Consider the following 16,126-nt stretch of genomic DNA (forward strand, 5'->3'; position numbering starts at 1 on the left):
CTTTCTTTTGGTGTCGCAACTTAATTGTAACGGATTTTTTTATTTGTCTCAATTTTTTTTTGCAAAAAATAAAGGCATTAGTATTTTTACAAATACCAACACCAAATATTATAGACCCATAAAAAAAAGGGATGCTTAATGCTTCCCTTTTTTAGTTATAATTTATTTATATAAACGATTTTCAACTACTTCCCAATTGATAATTTTCATAAAGTTATCAATGTAGGTACCTCTTAGATTCTGATAATCTAGATAATAAGCATGTTCCCAAACATCAATAGTTAGTAAAGGTTTAAGGTCATACTTTAGAGGAGTTTCTTGGTTAGAAGTGCTTATAATTTTAAGAGTATTATCTTTGTCTAAAACAAGCCAAGCCCATCCAGAACCAAAATGAGTAAGGGCAGCTTCTTTAAATTTTTTCAAAAATTCATCAACTGATGTAAAGTTTTCTTCTAATTTTAATTTTAATTTTTCAGGTATGATTTTTCCACCTTTAGTTAAAGCTTCAAAATAAAATATATGATTAAATACTCCTCCACCATTGTTAATAACAGCAGTTTTAATATTTTCAGGAATTTCTTCTAAATTGCTCAAAATATGTTTAAGAGAATGAGTTTGTAATTCAGGTGATGTTTCCAAAGCCTTATTTAAATTATTAGTATATCCAAGTAAATGTTTATCGTGATGAAATTCTAAAGTTTTCTTAGAAATGCATGGCTCTAGATCATTGTATTCAAATTTTAAAGGTTGCAGTTGAAAAGGATAATGTGTGTTCATAAGTACCTCCTTAATTAGTGAAAAATATATGTAGTCTCTAGTATGATTATAGTATAAAAATTATAAAAATCAATCTTTTAATTATTGATTTTATTTTTTTAAACAAAGTTCTCTAAATTCTTGAACAGACATTTTGGTTTTAGTTATATTCTTAGTTGAAATAGTTGAAGAAGAACTAATTCCATACTGGGAATTGTTCAAAGAATTTATATGTGTTATGGCAATTGCAATAGCATCAGCAGCATCATCTGGCTTAGGAATTTCTTTCATTTTCAAAATACTTTTTACCATTAGTTGAACTTGTTTTTTTTCAGCTCTACCATAACCTGTAATACCTATTTTAACTTGGAGAGGGGTATAGTTTTTAATTTTCAAATTATTTTTTTGTCCAGCTAGAAGAATAACTCCCCTAGCTTCTCCAACTGAAATAACTGTTTTATTATTTTTAAAATAAAATAATTCTTCAATGGCCATATGTTCAGGTGAGTATGTTTTTATAATTTCTTCTAATTCGTTGAAAATTTGTAAAAGTCTTTCTTCCATAGGAAGAGTTTTCTCTGTGAAAATACATCCATATTTTATTAATTTTATTTTTCTGTCTTCATAATCCACTATTGAAAATCCTACAATAGCAGTTCCAGGATCGATTCCTAAAATTCTCATATTTATTTCCTCTCAAAAATATTTATTAATTTTTTAGCATTTGTATTTTTTAAAAACACATAGTTAAAATTTTGTTTAATGTGAACACCTTGAATTTCAAAAGTACGAAGATTTTCATCACTTTTTGAAATAATATCATATACAAAGGAAATAGCGTGATTTTCAATAACTAAAGATTTTATCAATTCAAAACTACTAATTGACGTAACTTTTTTAAAGTTTTTTAGAGAATAATTTTGTTTTTCCAACTCCCTTTCGAAAATTGCTCTTGTTCCAGATCCTTCTTCCCTTACTATTATAGATTCATTGAAAATATTTTCTATTTTTATGGATTTATTAGCAAAAGGATGAGATTTAGAACAGATTCCAACAAATTTTTCACTACTATATAATTGATAATTATATTTATCTTTATCAAAAAATCCCTCAATTAAAGCAAAATCTAATTTATTATTATCTAATTCCCTTAGAAGATGCTCAGTGTTATCAACAATTAAAGAAAATTCATAGTTTTCATTTTTTAAAAAATTAATAATATTATTTTTAACTACAAAATCTCCAATTGTTTTAGTGGCTCCCATTCTAATTGACAACTTATTTTCTTTATTTAAGGTGCTTCTTAATTCTAAATCGTTATAATAGGCAGCTGTAGCATAATTTTTTAAAATTAGAGCTTCCTTGGTAATATATAACTTCTTGTTGTTATATATAAATAGTTTACAATTATATTCATCTTCTAAAGATTGAATATGATTTGTTACAGAAGGTTGACTCATATGAAGTGCTTCCCCAGTAAGGTGATAATTCATTGTTTCACAAAGCTTCAAAAAAGTAATAATTCTATAGTCTAACATAGGCCCTCCTGAACATATTTTATCATTAGAAATATTTAAATACAAGTAGAATAAATAACAAAAATTTATGTTATAATATTTTTATAGAGTTAAGGAGGAAGATATGTTAGATAAATTAATTATAAAAGGGGCAAGGGAACATAATTTAAAAAATATAGATGTGGAGATTCCTAAAAATAAATTTGTAGTTATAACAGGGGTAAGTGGAAGCGGAAAATCTTCCCTAGCCTTTGATACAATTTATTCTGAAGGTCAAAGGAGATATGTTGAAAGTTTATCAGCCTATGCAAGACAGTTTATAGGTCAAATGAAAAAACCAGATGTAGATTCCATTGAAGGACTTTCTCCAGCTATATCAATAGAGCAAAAAAGTACTAATAAAAATCCCCGTTCAACAGTTGGGACAGTAACAGAAATATATGATTATATGAGATTATTATTTGCCCATATAGGTCAACCTCACTGCCCAATATGTGGAGCAGTTGTGGAGAAAAAAAGTATTGAAGAAATAGTTGAAAATATTTTAGAAAAATTTCAAGAGAAGGAAAAGATGATAGTTCTTTCTCCAATTATAAGGGATAAAAAAGGGACTCATAAGAATCTTTTTCTAAATTTAACAAAAAAAGGATTTGTTAGAGTTAGAGTAAATGATGAAATACTGTATTTAGACGACGAAATAAATTTAGATAAAAATTTAAGACATAATATTGAAGTTGTTGTGGATAGATTAGTTCTAAAGAAAAAAGACAAGGATTTTAAATCCAGATTAACTCAATCTGTTGAGTCAGGAATGGAACTTTCAAATGGTAAAATAATTTTTAATATAAATGGGAAGGATCATAGTTACAGTGAAAATTATGCTTGTGCAAAACATGAAGATATTAGCATTCCAGAACTTAATCCTAGATTATTTTCTTTTAATGCTCCCTTTGGAGCTTGCCCAGAATGCAAGGGAATTGGGAAAAAATTAGAAGTGGATGAAAATAGATTAATATTAAATAAAAAATTATCAATTAAAGATGGAGGTATTTATATTCCAGGGGCAGCTTCAAGAAAGGGATGGACTTGGGAAATGTTTTTGTCTTTTTGTTCAGACTTTAATATAGATATAAATATGCCAATTGAAAATATACCAGATAAAAAAATGGATCTTATTTTTCACGGAAGCAGCAAAAAATATAATTTTGATTATGAGGGGAAAGATTTTTCTTTTCATGGACTAAAGGAATTTAATGGTATTGTTAAAAATTTAGAAAAAAGATATTATGAATCTTTTTCTGAATCTCAAAAGGAAGAAATAGAAAATAAGTACATGATTGAAAAGGAATGTAAATTGTGTCACGGGAAAAGATTAAAAGATGAGGTTTTAGGGGTAACAGTAAATGACAAAAACATTATAGAAATATGTTTGCTTAGTATAACAGAGGCCTATGACTTTTTTAGTAACTTAGTTTTAACAAAAAAACAAGAATCCATTGTAAAGGAAATATTAAAAGAAATAAAAGAAAGATTGAGCTTTATGATAAATGTAGGATTAGAATATTTATCTCTTCTTAGGGGGACTAAAACCCTTTCAGGGGGAGAAAGTCAAAGAATTAGACTTGCTACACAAATAGGTTCAGGTTTAACAGGGGTTTTATATGTTTTAGATGAACCTAGCATTGGTCTTCATCAAAGGGATAATGACAGGCTCTTAGAAACTTTATCAAGATTAAAGGATTTGGGAAACACTTTAATTGTAGTGGAACATGATGAGGATACAATGAATCAAGCTGATTATATTTTAGATTTAGGAAGAGGGGCAGGGGAGTATGGAGGAAATTTAGTAGCCTTTGGAACTCCAGAAGATATAAAAAATAACAAGGACTCTTTAACAGGTGAATATTTAAGGGGAGATAAGAAAATAAATATTCCAGAAAAAAGAAGAACTTCAGATAAATTTATTGAGATTATAGGAGCAAGTGGAAATAATTTAAAAAATATCAATGTGAAAATCCCCCTTGGAATAATGACTGTGGTCACAGGAGTCAGTGGAAGTGGAAAATCAACATTGATAAACCAAACTTTATATCCAATATTGTTTAATGAATTAAATAAAGGGAAATTATATCCACTACCATATAAAAAAATAATAGGTATTGAAAATCTAGATAAGGTGATAGATATAGATCAAGCTCCAATAGGTCGTACTCCTAGATCCAATCCAGCAACATATACAAAGATATTTGATGAAATAAGAAATATCTTTTCCATGACAAAGGATTCTAAAATGAAAGGATTTAAAAAGGGACGATTTTCATTTAACGTTAAAGGTGGAAGATGTGAAGCATGCCAAGGAGCAGGTATAATAAAAATAGAAATGAATTTTTTACCAGATGTTTATGTACAGTGTGACGTATGCAATGGGAAGAGATACAATAAAGAAACCCTAGATGTTCACTATAAGGGAAAAAATATTTCAGAAGTTTTGGAAATGAGTGTTTATGAAGCCTATGAATTTTTTAAAGCAATACCTATATTAGAAAAGAAATTAAAAGTTTTAATGGATGTTGGATTAGGATATATTAAACTAGGACAACCAGCTACAACTTTATCAGGGGGGGAAGCTCAAAGAATAAAATTAGCCACAGAGCTTTCAAAAAATTCAAGGGGTAAAACCATATACATATTAGACGAACCAACAACAGGATTGCACTTTGAAGATGTTAAAAAATTAATAGAAGTACTTGATAGGCTTGTGGAAAAGGGAAATTCAGTTATAATTATTGAACATAATTTAGATGTTATTAAAATAGCAGATCATATAATTGATATAGGTCCTGAAGGTGGGAAAAATGGAGGGAAAATTGTTAAAATTGGTACTCCAGAGGAAGTTGCAAAATCTAAAAAGAGTTATACAGGAAAATATTTAAAAAAAATATTAAAAAATAAATAATGGAGGTGGATTGTGAAAGTACTTGGAGTTGTTGGAAGTTTTAGAAAAAAAGGAAACACAGATATATTAGTAAATAAGGTATTAGAAGGTGTTAAATCTTGTGGAATAGAAGTTGAATGTATACATTTATCTGACTTTGACTTTAAAGATTGTATAGGTTGCGAAGGATGTGCAAAAACCAATAAATGTGTAAGAAAAGATGATATGAGTAAAATATATAAGTTATTAGAGGAATCTGATGGAATTGTACTGGGTTCTCCAACATATTTTTATAATGTAACAGGAGATATAAAAAAATTTTTAGATAGATTATATTGTTACGATACCTTTGACCCTTCAGATAGGTCAGTGTGGGTAAGTGTAAATGAAGTTGTGAAAACAAAGTACAGTGTAACAGTTGCAATATGTGAGCAAAATAATGAAGATGATATGGGATATACTTCAATTGCTATGAACAGATCTTTAGAGGCTGTTGGTTATAGAGTTGTAGATAGTTTGAAAGTTTTACATATGTTTTTAAAGGGAGAAGTATCCCAATACAAAAATGAACTAGATAGAAGTTATTTATCTGGTGTAAAATTAGGAAAAACATTATTATTAGCTAAAAAGGTTAGAAAAAGCTATAATATGGGAGATTAAGGGATTTTGCATAGATAAATTTTTGATAAAAATACTTTAAATGGTATAATAAGAACATATAAAAAATCTTTAGGAGTAGGTGTATGAAGGTATATTTTATGTCAAAAAATAAAAGAAAGATTCAAGATGCTCAGAAAGCATCAAATTTATTAAAATTGGAAATGGAAGTTTTACATGTGGACTATGACGTTGAAGAAATTCAATCTAAGGACGACAAAAAATTAATAAAAGATAAAGTAATAAAAGCATTTAGAGTTATAAGAAGGCCAGTTTGTGTGGAGCAAACAGGTATATATATTAAAGAATTTGGAAATTTACCTGGAGGATTAACCTCAATAGTTTGGGATAACCTAGGTGCTGAAAATTTTTGCAGATTTTTTAGTAGAGAAAAAAATACAGTGCTAATGAAGTCAATAGTTGGATATTGTGACGGAAAAAATGTAAAGGTATTTTTAGGTGAGTGTTATGGAAGTATAGCTAAGGAACCAACTGGAATAAGAGAAGATAGACTAGATAGAATATTTATTCCAAAGGGCTATAGTAATACTTTCGCTGATTTAGGAGAAGAAAAAAATAATATTTCCACAAGAATAATTGCCTTTAAAAAATTTTTCAAATACTTAGAAGGTGAAGTAAATGAATAAACTATTAAAAAAACTTGCGAAAAAAATAAAAAACAACGAAGTTATTCTTTTTGTTGGAGCTGGAATATCCGCTAATCTAGGGCTACCAACTTGGCAAGAAATGATAGATGAAATGGCAGATCATTTAGGTATAGATAAGGAAATCTTTAGTCTTTATGGAAATAGTCTAGATTTAGCAGAATATTATTGTTTAGAAACTGGTGGGATAGGAAGACTGGTTGAGGAAATGAAAGACAAATGGATTGTAGAAGATAGAAGAATAGAAAAATCAAAAATACATAAGGATATCTGTAAATTAAACTTTCAAATAATATATACTACAAATTATGACAATTGTTTGGAAGAATCCTTTGAATTATTTGAATATCCCTATACGAAAATAGTTGGAGTTCAAGATATTTGTAATATTAATCATAACAAAACTCAAATTGTTAAATTTCACGGAGATTTTTCAGATGATAAAAGTATAATTTTAACAGAAAGTAGTTATTTTGAAAGAATGGATTTTGAATCATCAATGGATATAAAATTAAGATCAGATATGTTAGGAAAATCTTTTTTATTCATAGGGTACAGCTTGTCAGATATTAATATGAGATATTTGATTTATAAATTAAATAAAATATGGTCTAAATATGATATAAATAAAAAACCAGACTCATATATATTTTTACCTAATTCAAATTTTGTTCAAGAAAAATTAATGGAATGTTGGGGAATAAAAAGCATAATAGGAGATGATATTTCTCCTGAAAAATCTGTTGAGAATTTCTTAGATAGATTAGTGAGAGAAGTTAAAATTAAAGATGGGAGAGATTAATGTTTGATTATTTAAATGGGAAAGTTGATTATAAAACAACAAATTATGTGGCTCTTGATGTTAATGGAGTTGGATATAAAGTTTTCATTTCTTTGAGAACCTATGATACAATAACAGAGGATGAAAATATAAAAATATACATATATAGCCATATTAAAGAGGAAGAGTTTAAACTAGTGGGATTTTTAAATAAAAAAGAGAGAAATTTATTTGAAATGCTCTTAAGTGTAAAAGGAATTGGAGTTTCTCTAGCTTTGGCAATTATGTCTACCTTTGATATGGATAAGATTAAAAGTCTTATATTAAGAGAAGATTATTTAACTTTAAAAAAAGTACCTAAATTAGGGCAAAAAAAATCTCAACAAATAATATTAGATTTAAAGGATAAAATTAATAAATTAGAAATAGTTTTAGATAACTGTGTATCAACAGAAAATTATTCTAATATAGAAGAAGAGTTAATTATGGCTCTAGAAGGATTAGGCTATAATAAAAAGGATATAGAAAAGTTAATAGATAAGGAAGAAATAAAAAATTATAAAAATATACAAGAGGCTATCAAGGGAACTTTAAGAAAAATTTAATACTAAAACTGGAGAGTAAAATGAAAAAAAATTTGTTTATAGGTTTTATAATAATTTTATTTGTTTATACTATTAAAGCTAAGTTTTTAATAGGATTGACAAGTTTAGTTTTTTATATGATTTTATGTTTAGCAGGTTTAAGAAAAGGAATAAACTTTAGTGATATTGCTGCAATTTTTGTAGAATACAGCAAAAAAATGAAGATAGTAATAATATTGTTTGCTTTTATTGGTTGCATTTCAGCTTGCTGGATGGCTGCTGGAACAATACCAGCATTGGTATATTTTGGAATTAAGTATATCAATCCTAAGATTTTTATACTGTTTTCATTTTTTTTAAGTTGTTTTGTAGCTTGTATAATAGGAAGTGGTTTTGCAACAGCTGGAATTGTAGGAGCCGCTCTTATGAGTATAGCTAAAACAGGTAATGTGGATGTTAATGTTGTAGGAGCTGCAATTATTTCAGGAATGTATTTTGGAGATAGGTGGTCACCTATATCAGGAAGTGCAAATCTTATTTCTTCCCTTACAGGGGTAAGTATTTATGAAAATCTAAAAAATATGATAAATTCCATGGTGCTCCCATTTATTGCAACTTCTTTACTATATTTAGGGATATCTAGAATATATGTGTTAGATGTGGCAAAAAGTATATTACCTAATTTAATATTAGAAAATTATACTTTAGATGTGAGGTTTGTTTTTATACCAGTTATTATAATTATACTTTTTAGTTTTTTAAAGATAGATGTTAAAATATCCATGGGTGTAAGTATAGTATTTTCTTTTTTTGTAGCTTTATTTTTACAAAATGAAAGTATAATTAAAGTTTTGAAATATATGATCTTTGGATTTGATAGATTTAAAGGAACCGATTTAGAAACAATAATTAAAGGTGGAGGCCTCATTTCCATGTTAAATGCCTGTGTAGTAATAATAATTTCATGTTTACTTATTGGTATTTTAGATCAAATAGAGGCGCTAAAATATTTAAAAAATAAAATAGGATTAGCAAAAACAAGGGCAACTTTATTTAGAAAAACTTTAGGTTTAAGTGTTTTTTCATCAATGATAGGCTTTAACCAAACAGCAGCTATAATTATGACTGAACAAGTTATGGAAAAAATATACGATGAAAAAGAAATACCAAGAATAAAATTTGCAGAGGACTTAGAAAATACAGCAGTTTTAGTAAGTACATTTATACCATGGAATTCATCGTGGTTTGTACCAGCTTTAATACTAGATATTACATATTTTAGATCATTACCCTTTGCCTTTTATTTATATTTAGTACCTTTATTTACATATATTAACTATAAACTTAGATACAAAGAATTATTTAAGGAGGAAAACAAAGATGATATTAACTAAACTTCAAGAGGATACTCTCCAGGAAATAGCCAATATAAGTACAGGACACGCTGCAAAATCTTTAGCTGAACTCATGGATAAAAAAATAAAACATAATATACCCTATGTTTCTGTAATTCAACTTGAACAAATATTTGATGTAATACAAAATCCAGAAGATGAAACATATATGGCAGCTTTGGAAATTACAGGGGATGTAAAAGGTGTTATTTTAATGCTTATGGATGAAGCTGGAGCAACATTAGTTGCAAAGTATATGACAAAAAAAATGTTAGATGAAGATCTTGAAAAAATGACCCTAGAGGAGCAACAAGAATTAAAATTTAGTGTTTTATTAGAGTGTATAAACATTATAGGAAATTCCTATATAACTACATTGGTGGAAATAACAAAATTAAAAATAGAATCAGGATTAACAGATATGGCAATAGATATGAAAGCTGCAGTTTTAGATAGAGCTTTTTTAAAGGCTGGGGCAACATCTTGCTCAGAATTGATATATATTAAGTCTGAATTATATTTAACAGATGAAAAATATAAAAATAAAAATTTTATAGGGGAAATTGTCATCATACCTAATTTTGAAGAGAAGGATAAAATTATGGAAGGTGTAGGCATCTAGTATGGGAAAATATATGGTATCCATTGGTCAAATTAAAATAGGAACAAATGAGGATGAATTATGTGCAATAGGTTTAGGTTCTTGTGTTGCAGTTATAATTTATGATTCATTTAATAACATAGCAGGAATGATTCATGTTCTTTTACCAAGTGCTTTACAAAAAGAAGCTTCTGATATGGTTCCAACAAGATATGCAGATACAGGAATAAAAATTCTTTTAAAAAAGCTTATAGATAAAGGTGCAAAGAAGAGTTTATTACGCTGTAAAATAGTAGGGGGAGCAGAGCTATTTTCAATAAATTCTAAAATATTAAAAAGTGATGTGGGAAAAAGAAATGTAGATATGGCAATAAAAATATTAGATGAATTGAACATACCTTTAATTTCCAGTGATGTTGGTGGAAATTCAGGTAGAAGTGCTACTTTTTATACTAAAAATGGTAAATTAAAAATAAAAACATTGAGACAAGGGGAAAAATTTATTTAAAATACGGGGGATAGATAAATGAAGACGGTAATGATAGTTGACGATGCATTATTTATGAGAAAAACAATAAAGAAAATGTTTGAAAGAGCAGGCTATGAAGTTGTAGCAGAAGCTGAAAATGGTAAGGAAGCTTTGGATAAATACATGACTAAAAAACCTGATGTAATAACAATGGATATTGCAATGCCAGTAATGGATGGATTACTTTCTCTTAAGGAAATATTAAAAATAGATGAAACTGCAAATGTATTAATGGTTTCAGCTATAGGGCAAGAAGAATTAGTAGGAGAAGCTCTTGCTTGCGGAGCTAAAGGATTTATAGTTAAACCATTTACAGAGGAACTATTAATGAGTGCAGTTGACCAATTATTCTAAGGAGGTAATCAATGAAAAAAGAAGAAAGTTTGTTTGATATATTTTTATATGAAACAACTCACCTCCTAGATGAAATGGAAACTAAATTATTAGAAGCAGAATCAAATAAAAGAACAAATAAAGAATGGATAGACAATGTTTTTAGAATTATGCACACAATAAAAGGATCTTCTGCCATGCTTAATTTTAAAAAATTGTCAGAACTTTCCCATGGGTTAGAAGATGTATACTCCTTTATAAGGGATAATAATATAGAATTAACTTCTGAGATTATAGATATTTCTTTAGAAGTTGTTTCCTTTATAAAAAATGAAATAGAAACTCTTGAGGAAAATGGTGACCTAGGAAAAGATATAACCCCCTTAAAAAATAGAATAAAATTAATTTTTGAAAATTCGAAAAATTTTAAAGGGAAAAAATCCAACTATAAGGTTAAAATAAAATTTAAAAAAGATTGTATGATGGAAGATATAAGAGCTTTAGATGCTAAAAATAAATTAGAAAAAATTTCAAAAGTACTAGAAACTTTCCCTACTATTTTAAAAGGTCCAGAGTCTTGTAAGGAAATTAGTGAAAAGGGAGTTTCTTTTTTAGTTAATAGTGATTCTAAGGAATCAGAAATAAATAATATGTTAAAAAAAATATTATTTGTTGAAAAATCTTCAGTTACTCCATATGAATTTAAAGATTTAAAAAAAGTTGAAGAGGAAGAAGAAGAAGAAGAGGAAATTGAAGATATTAAAGATCGTAAGCATTATATAAGTGTTGATGTAAATAAACTAGATAACCTTTTAAATACAGTTATTGAACTGGTTACTTCTAGAGCAGTTCTTGAGGACAGGGTGTTAAAGGAATTTAATAAATCAGAGGAAATAGAAAATTTATTTTATAACTTAAATGAAAGAATAAAGGAACTTCAAGAAAATGTTATGGAAATTAGAATGTTACCTATAAACAGAGTTTTTTCTAGCATGAAAAGATTAGTAAGGGATATGTCAAGAAATGAAAACAAAAAAATAGAGTTAAAATTTGTTGGGGAAGAAACTGAAGTTGACAAAAATATCATAGAAGATTTATATAATCCAATTATGCATATAATAAGAAATGCTGTTGATCATGGGATAGAATCTAGAGAGACTAGGGAAAATTTAGGGAAATCTTCTGTTGGAACTATTATATTAAAAGCAAAAACTGAAGGTGGAAATATAATAATATCAATTTGTGATGATGGGAAAGGCTTGGACAGAAAAGCAATATTAAACAAAGCAATTGATAAGGGTTATATTAAAAAAAGCAATAGAGAAATAACAGATAAAGAAATATATTCTTTAATAATGAAACCTGGTTTCTCAACCACTGAAACAATTAATGAATATTCAGGACGAGGAGTTGGAATGGATATTGTTTATGAGGATGTGAAGAAATTAGGTGGTGTAGTTAAAATAGATAGTAAAGAAAATACTGGAACAACTATTGATTTAATTATACCTTTGACCTTATCAATTGTTAGTGGAATAAAAATAATATCAAATAATATAAGCTATATAGTGCCTATTAATTCAATGAAATTAATATTTAAAGAAAAAAGAGAAGATATAGTGAAAGATACAAATGGAAATATGTTTATAGTGATAGACAATATAAACTATCCTTTGATAAATTTAAATAGTTACTATGCTGACTCTAATTATATAGATAATAGGAATAAAATTATAATGTTAATAGAAGCTAGTGAAGAAGAAAAATTTGCCATTGCCTTTGATGAAATAGGGGGAGAATATCAAGTTGTAGTTAAAACATTTCCTAAATATTTGAAAAAATGTACAAAGTCCCTAAGGGGTTTAAGTGGTTGTACAACTATGGGAGATGGAACAATTAGTTATATTGTTGATGTAACTGGATTAGCTCTTGAATTAAATAAGAAAGTGAGTGAATAGTATGGTGAAAAAAAGTTATATGTTGTTTTCAATAAAGGATAGGTATTATGCTGTTAATGTGGATTATATTCAAGAAATAATAAACTCAGTTAAGATATTAGATATACCTAGAAAAAAGGATTATTGTGAAGGAATTATTAGTTTAAGGGGAGAAATTTTGCCAATAATTAATGGTAGAAAAATTTTTAATATAGAAAAACCAAACTTAAAAGATGATGAAACTGTTATAATTCTTAAAAATAAAGAAGATTATTTTGGACTTTTAGTAGAAAAAGTCATAGATGTCTTAAAAATCAGGGAAGATGAATTTTTAGAAGCCAATGCAAAAAATAATATTCAAGGAATCATAAAATCAAATGAGAAATTGTATAAGTTCAAAAACTATACTGTGATAGTATTGGATATTAATTTTTTTGATAAAATATAGGAAAAGGAGAGAATTATGGAATTATTAAAAGAAGATTTTGATAAAATTCAAAAACAGATAATTTCATTTTATGGGATAAATCTTTCTAGAAAATACGAATTAGTAAAAAATAGATTAACAACTTTTGCTATTGATGAAAAATATAATAATCTGCATGAATTTATAGAAGAAATAAATAAAAATCCTTTTTTATATAAAGAATTAGTAAATAGGCTAACTACAAATTATACATATTTTTTTAGAGAAAGAGAACATTTTGAAATATTAAAGAAAGTTATAATTCCTAAATTGATAATGGGAAACCCAAACAATTTAAAAATTAAAATTTGGTCTGCTGGATGTTCAAAGGGGAATGAAGCTTACTCAATAGCAATTGCCCTAGAAGAGATCCTAGGTTTAAAAATGAATTATTCAATATATGGGACAGATATATCAACAAAAGTTCTTAATTTTGCAAACAAAGGTCTTTATACAAAGGAAGATTTAAAAAAAGTAGAAAATAATAGGATAGAAAAGTATTTTAAAAAAGTTAAAGAGGATAAGTTTCAAGTTATAGATAATTTAATGAAAAAAGTATATTTTTCAGAATTAAATTTAATGTTGCCCTTTAATCCATTTTTTAATAATTTTAATGTAATATTTTGTAGAAATGTTATGATTTATTTCCCTTTGGATATAAAACTAAAATTAATAAATAAGTTTTATAATGCTTTACAACCAGGGGGTTATCTTATTATAGGTAAAAGCGAAATTTTACCAGGGATAAAAAACAAATTTAAATTAGTGCAACAATCTGTTTATAGAAAGGAGCTCTAAAATGTATAGGAATAAAAAAATACAGCTTTTAGAATTCAAGATTAACAACAGTTACTATGCTTTAAAAATAGATCAAGTAAAGGAAATAGTTGTTGATGTTGAAAAACAACAGGTACTTAATTCTTTTAATTTTATTAATGGAATTTTTAAATACCGAGATGAAATTTATACAGCTTTAGATATGGAATTAATATTTGAAAGTGATATTGTTTATGAAAAGGAAATTTATTTATTAACTTATAATGAAAAAAATATAAATATTGCTTTAAGATTAAATGAAATTGTTTCAATTCATGAATTAAACTCAGATGATATAGAGACTCCAGATTTAATAGACACTGCAAGTGAAAATTTATTTATAAATGGTATTGTGAATTTAAAGGAAAATCATTTGATTCAGATTATAGATATAAATAAATTAATCGAATTTATAGAAACATTAAAAGACATTAAAATAGAAGAAAAAAAAGGAGAATAAAATGTTAAAAAATATGAAAATTAGTAAATTTCTAGTATCAATAACGATAATATTAACTGTTGTAACTTGTGCAATAGGTTCTTTTAGTATCCACAGTGCAAGACATGTGGAAAAATCCTTTGAGTCCCTAATAAAAAATGGTGGAAAAATGGATTCAGTAGACTTTTTATCTAGTATTAGAACAAATACAAATACTTGTGCTAGAATAGTTGAAGAAATTTTTATTGTTGAAAATAAAGAAAATGATAATGCTTCAATTTCTAATTATAAAAACTTTAAAATAAAGACATTAGATGAAGTATCTCAATTCAAAAAAACTTCTATTAATGAAACAGGAATTATAGATGAGTATGAGTCAAATTTAAAAAATTGGTTTAATTTAACAGATAGAATGATTAAATTATATGAGGAAGGGAATATAAAAGAAGCTCGTAGATTATATATAGATGGTTCAAATAAAGGAATAAATGAAATATTAAAAACAGTTTCCAAGATAGAAAAAAATATAAGTGATAGCAGAGAACATGTTATTCTTAGAGCTTCAACTTATATGAGTAAATTTAAAACTATTATGTTAGTACTAATAATTTTAGCTGTGCTATTATCATTAACAATAAGTGTAGTTTTAAATAAGATAATCAGAGAGCCACTGGAGATAACTAAAAAAGCTATTAATGATTTTGCCAATGGAAATTTACATTCAGAATTGGAATATTCATCAAAAAATGAATTTGGAGAAATGATAGAAATAGTTAAAAATAGTTTAAATAAAATAAATTCATACATTAAGGATACAGAAAGAGTTCTTAAAACAATGTCAGCTGGAAATTTTGATTATGAGGACAAAATAGAATATTTAGGAGATTTTAGAGAAATGGAAACATTATACTATGAATATAGTGTTGAAATGTCTAATATGATATTAAAAATAAAAAATGCAGCAAAACAAGTGTCTGAAGCTTCTGGGCAAGTTGCAGAAAGCTCTCAAGAGATGGCAAAGGGTTCAATTGAACAAGCTGCAGCTATAGAGAAGTTAACAGATGAAATGAATAATATAAATATATCAATTGGAAATAATAATAAAATGGTTGATAAAACAGTTTCTCTAACTAAAAAAACAAATGAAATACTTAAAACAGGTTCAGAACAAATGACTGATTTAAGATTTGCCATGGATGAAATTTCAGATACAGCAAAGAAAATTCATAAAATAATAAAAACAATAGATGACATTTCATTTAGAACAAACATACTTGCTTTAAATGCAGCAGTTGAAGCAGCTCGTGCTGGGGATGCTGGTAGAGGTTTCTCAGTGGTAGCAACAGAGGTTCGTAATTTAGCTCAAAAGTCAGCAGAAGCAGCTAGACTAACAACTGATTTAATAGAAAGTTCAATGTCAGCAGTTGAAAAGGGAGTTTTAATAACTAATAAAACAGTTAAAACAATTGAAGAAGTAAAAGAAAAATCAACTGATATAGACACAGCAATAAAAACAATAGCAGAAACATCTAAGGAACAATATAATTCAGTTAATAATATTTCAGAAAATATGAATCAAATATCTTCAGTTGTGCAATTATCATCTGCAACTTCAGAAGAAAGTGCAGCAGTAAGTGAAGAATTATTCAGTCAAGCAAGAATATTAATAGAATTAATATCAAAGTATAATTTAAGAAAAATTAAAAAGTAAGGGGT

General features: G+C 27.0%; 17 protein-coding genes. 14 read left to right on the top strand and 3 right to left on the bottom strand.

Annotation, left to right across the window (positions count from 1 at the left end):
- Positions 1–162: 162 nt before the first annotated feature.
- The 3 genes from GIL12_RS03620 to GIL12_RS03630 all read right to left on the bottom strand — a co-directional run bounded on the left by GIL12_RS03620 (position 163) and on the right by GIL12_RS03630 (position 2,294).
- Positions 163–777, bottom strand: a complete 615-nt coding sequence (locus tag GIL12_RS03620; protein WP_163468999.1) for a superoxide dismutase — start codon at positions 775–777, stop codon at positions 163–165.
- 90 nt (positions 778–867) lie between these two features.
- On the bottom strand, positions 868–1,440 hold the full coding sequence (ruvC, locus tag GIL12_RS03625; protein ID WP_163469000.1) for a crossover junction endodeoxyribonuclease RuvC: 573 nt from the start codon (positions 1,438–1,440) through the stop codon (positions 868–870).
- Positions 1,441–1,442: 2 nt separating this feature from the next.
- On the bottom strand, positions 1,443–2,294 hold the full coding sequence (locus GIL12_RS03630) for a LysR family transcriptional regulator (RefSeq protein WP_163469001.1): 852 nt from the start codon (positions 2,292–2,294) through the stop codon (positions 1,443–1,445).
- A gap of 103 nt (positions 2,295–2,397) precedes the next feature.
- On the opposite strand from GIL12_RS03630, the gene uvrA reads away from it, so the two are divergent.
- The 14 genes from uvrA (at position 2,398) to GIL12_RS03700 (ending at position 16,121) form a co-directional block, all read left to right on the top strand.
- Positions 2,398–5,229 carry an excinuclease ABC subunit UvrA gene (uvrA, locus tag GIL12_RS03635; protein WP_163469002.1) on the top strand — a complete coding sequence of 944 codons (2,832 nt, stop codon included), beginning with the start codon at positions 2,398–2,400 and terminating at the stop codon, positions 5,227–5,229.
- A 12-nt stretch (positions 5,230–5,241) separates the two neighbouring features.
- A complete protein-coding gene (locus GIL12_RS03640) occupies positions 5,242–5,868 on the top strand; it encodes a flavodoxin family protein (RefSeq protein ID WP_163469003.1) in 627 nt (208 codons plus the stop codon).
- Between the two features lie 83 nt (positions 5,869–5,951).
- The gene (locus tag GIL12_RS03645; RefSeq protein WP_163469004.1) at positions 5,952–6,512 is read left to right on the top strand and encodes a non-canonical purine NTP pyrophosphatase; all 561 of its coding nucleotides are present in this window, start codon (positions 5,952–5,954) and stop codon (positions 6,510–6,512) included.
- Positions 6,505–7,332 (top strand): SIR2 family protein, encoded by an 828-nt coding sequence (locus tag GIL12_RS03650; protein ID WP_163469005.1) that lies wholly within the window; start codon positions 6,505–6,507, stop codon positions 7,330–7,332. Before GIL12_RS03645 ends, GIL12_RS03650 begins: the two co-directional genes overlap by 8 nt.
- Positions 7,332–7,916, top strand: a complete 585-nt coding sequence (gene ruvA / locus GIL12_RS03655) for a Holliday junction branch migration protein RuvA (RefSeq protein WP_163469006.1) — start codon at positions 7,332–7,334, stop codon at positions 7,914–7,916. The genes GIL12_RS03650 and ruvA overlap by 1 nt, the downstream gene beginning before the upstream one ends.
- Positions 7,917–7,936: 20 nt before the next feature.
- Positions 7,937–9,289: a Na+/H+ antiporter NhaC family protein gene (locus GIL12_RS03660; RefSeq protein ID WP_163469007.1), complete on the top strand. Its 1,353-nt coding sequence runs from the start codon at positions 7,937–7,939 to the stop codon at positions 9,287–9,289.
- Complete coding sequence (locus tag GIL12_RS03665; RefSeq protein WP_163469008.1) at positions 9,276–9,911, top strand: chemotaxis protein CheC; 636 nt, start codon at positions 9,276–9,278, stop codon at positions 9,909–9,911. The genes GIL12_RS03660 and GIL12_RS03665 overlap by 14 nt, the downstream gene beginning before the upstream one ends.
- A gap of 1 nt (position 9,912) precedes the next feature.
- Positions 9,913–10,398, top strand: coding sequence for a chemotaxis protein CheD (locus tag GIL12_RS03670; RefSeq protein WP_163469009.1), 486 nt, complete (start codon positions 9,913–9,915; stop codon positions 10,396–10,398).
- 18 nt (positions 10,399–10,416) lie between these two features.
- On the top strand, positions 10,417–10,773 hold the full coding sequence (locus GIL12_RS03675) for a response regulator (protein ID WP_163469010.1): 357 nt from the start codon (positions 10,417–10,419) through the stop codon (positions 10,771–10,773).
- An 11-nt stretch (positions 10,774–10,784) separates the two neighbouring features.
- Positions 10,785–12,710 carry a chemotaxis protein CheA gene (locus GIL12_RS03680; protein ID WP_163469011.1) on the top strand — a complete coding sequence of 642 codons (1,926 nt, stop codon included), beginning with the start codon at positions 10,785–10,787 and terminating at the stop codon, positions 12,708–12,710.
- A 1-nt stretch (position 12,711) separates the two neighbouring features.
- Complete coding sequence (locus GIL12_RS03685) at positions 12,712–13,137, top strand: chemotaxis protein CheW (protein ID WP_163469012.1); 426 nt, start codon at positions 12,712–12,714, stop codon at positions 13,135–13,137.
- Between the two features lie 15 nt (positions 13,138–13,152).
- A complete protein-coding gene (locus tag GIL12_RS03690) occupies positions 13,153–13,953 on the top strand; it encodes a protein-glutamate O-methyltransferase CheR (protein ID WP_163469013.1) in 801 nt (266 codons plus the stop codon).
- A gap of 1 nt (position 13,954) precedes the next feature.
- Entirely contained in the window at positions 13,955–14,431 is a 477-nt protein-coding gene (locus tag GIL12_RS03695; RefSeq protein ID WP_163469014.1) for a chemotaxis protein CheW, read from the top strand.
- 1 nt (position 14,432) lies between these two features.
- The gene (locus GIL12_RS03700) at positions 14,433–16,121 is read left to right on the top strand and encodes a methyl-accepting chemotaxis protein (RefSeq protein WP_163469015.1); all 1,689 of its coding nucleotides are present in this window, start codon (positions 14,433–14,435) and stop codon (positions 16,119–16,121) included.
- The last annotated feature ends 5 nt before the right edge of the window (positions 16,122–16,126 follow it).

This window comes from Fusobacterium sp. IOR10 (assembly GCF_010367435.1).
Classification (GTDB): Bacteria; Fusobacteriota; Fusobacteriia; order Fusobacteriales; family Fusobacteriaceae; genus Fusobacterium_B.

Excerpts from the sequence above, each read along its gene's own strand:
- GIL12_RS03685 (WP_163469012.1), top strand. The coding sequence starts at position 12,712 with ATGGTGAAAAAAAGTTATATGTTGTTTTCAATAAAGGATAGGTATTAT.
- uvrA (WP_163469002.1), top strand. The coding sequence starts at position 2,398 with ATGTTAGATAAATTAATTATAAAAGGGGCAAGGGAACATAATTTAAAA.
- ruvC (WP_163469000.1), bottom strand. The coding sequence starts at position 1,440 with ATGAGAATTTTAGGAATCGATCCTGGAACTGCTATTGTAGGATTTTCA.
- GIL12_RS03630 (WP_163469001.1), bottom strand. The coding sequence starts at position 2,294 with ATGTTAGACTATAGAATTATTACTTTTTTGAAGCTTTGTGAAACAATG.
- GIL12_RS03660 (WP_163469007.1), top strand. The coding sequence starts at position 7,937 with ATGAAAAAAAATTTGTTTATAGGTTTTATAATAATTTTATTTGTTTAT.
- ruvA (WP_163469006.1), top strand. The coding sequence starts at position 7,332 with ATGTTTGATTATTTAAATGGGAAAGTTGATTATAAAACAACAAATTAT.
- GIL12_RS03650 (WP_163469005.1), top strand. The coding sequence starts at position 6,505 with ATGAATAAACTATTAAAAAAACTTGCGAAAAAAATAAAAAACAACGAA.
- GIL12_RS03675 (WP_163469010.1), top strand. The coding sequence starts at position 10,417 with ATGAAGACGGTAATGATAGTTGACGATGCATTATTTATGAGAAAAACA.
- GIL12_RS03670 (WP_163469009.1), top strand. The coding sequence starts at position 9,913 with ATGGGAAAATATATGGTATCCATTGGTCAAATTAAAATAGGAACAAAT.
- GIL12_RS03690 (WP_163469013.1), top strand. The coding sequence starts at position 13,153 with ATGGAATTATTAAAAGAAGATTTTGATAAAATTCAAAAACAGATAATT.
- GIL12_RS03695 (WP_163469014.1), top strand. The coding sequence starts at position 13,955 with ATGTATAGGAATAAAAAAATACAGCTTTTAGAATTCAAGATTAACAAC.
- GIL12_RS03645 (WP_163469004.1), top strand. The coding sequence starts at position 5,952 with ATGAAGGTATATTTTATGTCAAAAAATAAAAGAAAGATTCAAGATGCT.
- GIL12_RS03680 (WP_163469011.1), top strand. The coding sequence starts at position 10,785 with ATGAAAAAAGAAGAAAGTTTGTTTGATATATTTTTATATGAAACAACT.
- GIL12_RS03665 (WP_163469008.1), top strand. The coding sequence starts at position 9,276 with ATGATATTAACTAAACTTCAAGAGGATACTCTCCAGGAAATAGCCAAT.
- GIL12_RS03620 (WP_163468999.1), bottom strand. The coding sequence starts at position 777 with ATGAACACACATTATCCTTTTCAACTGCAACCTTTAAAATTTGAATAC.
- GIL12_RS03700 (WP_163469015.1), top strand. The coding sequence starts at position 14,433 with ATGTTAAAAAATATGAAAATTAGTAAATTTCTAGTATCAATAACGATA.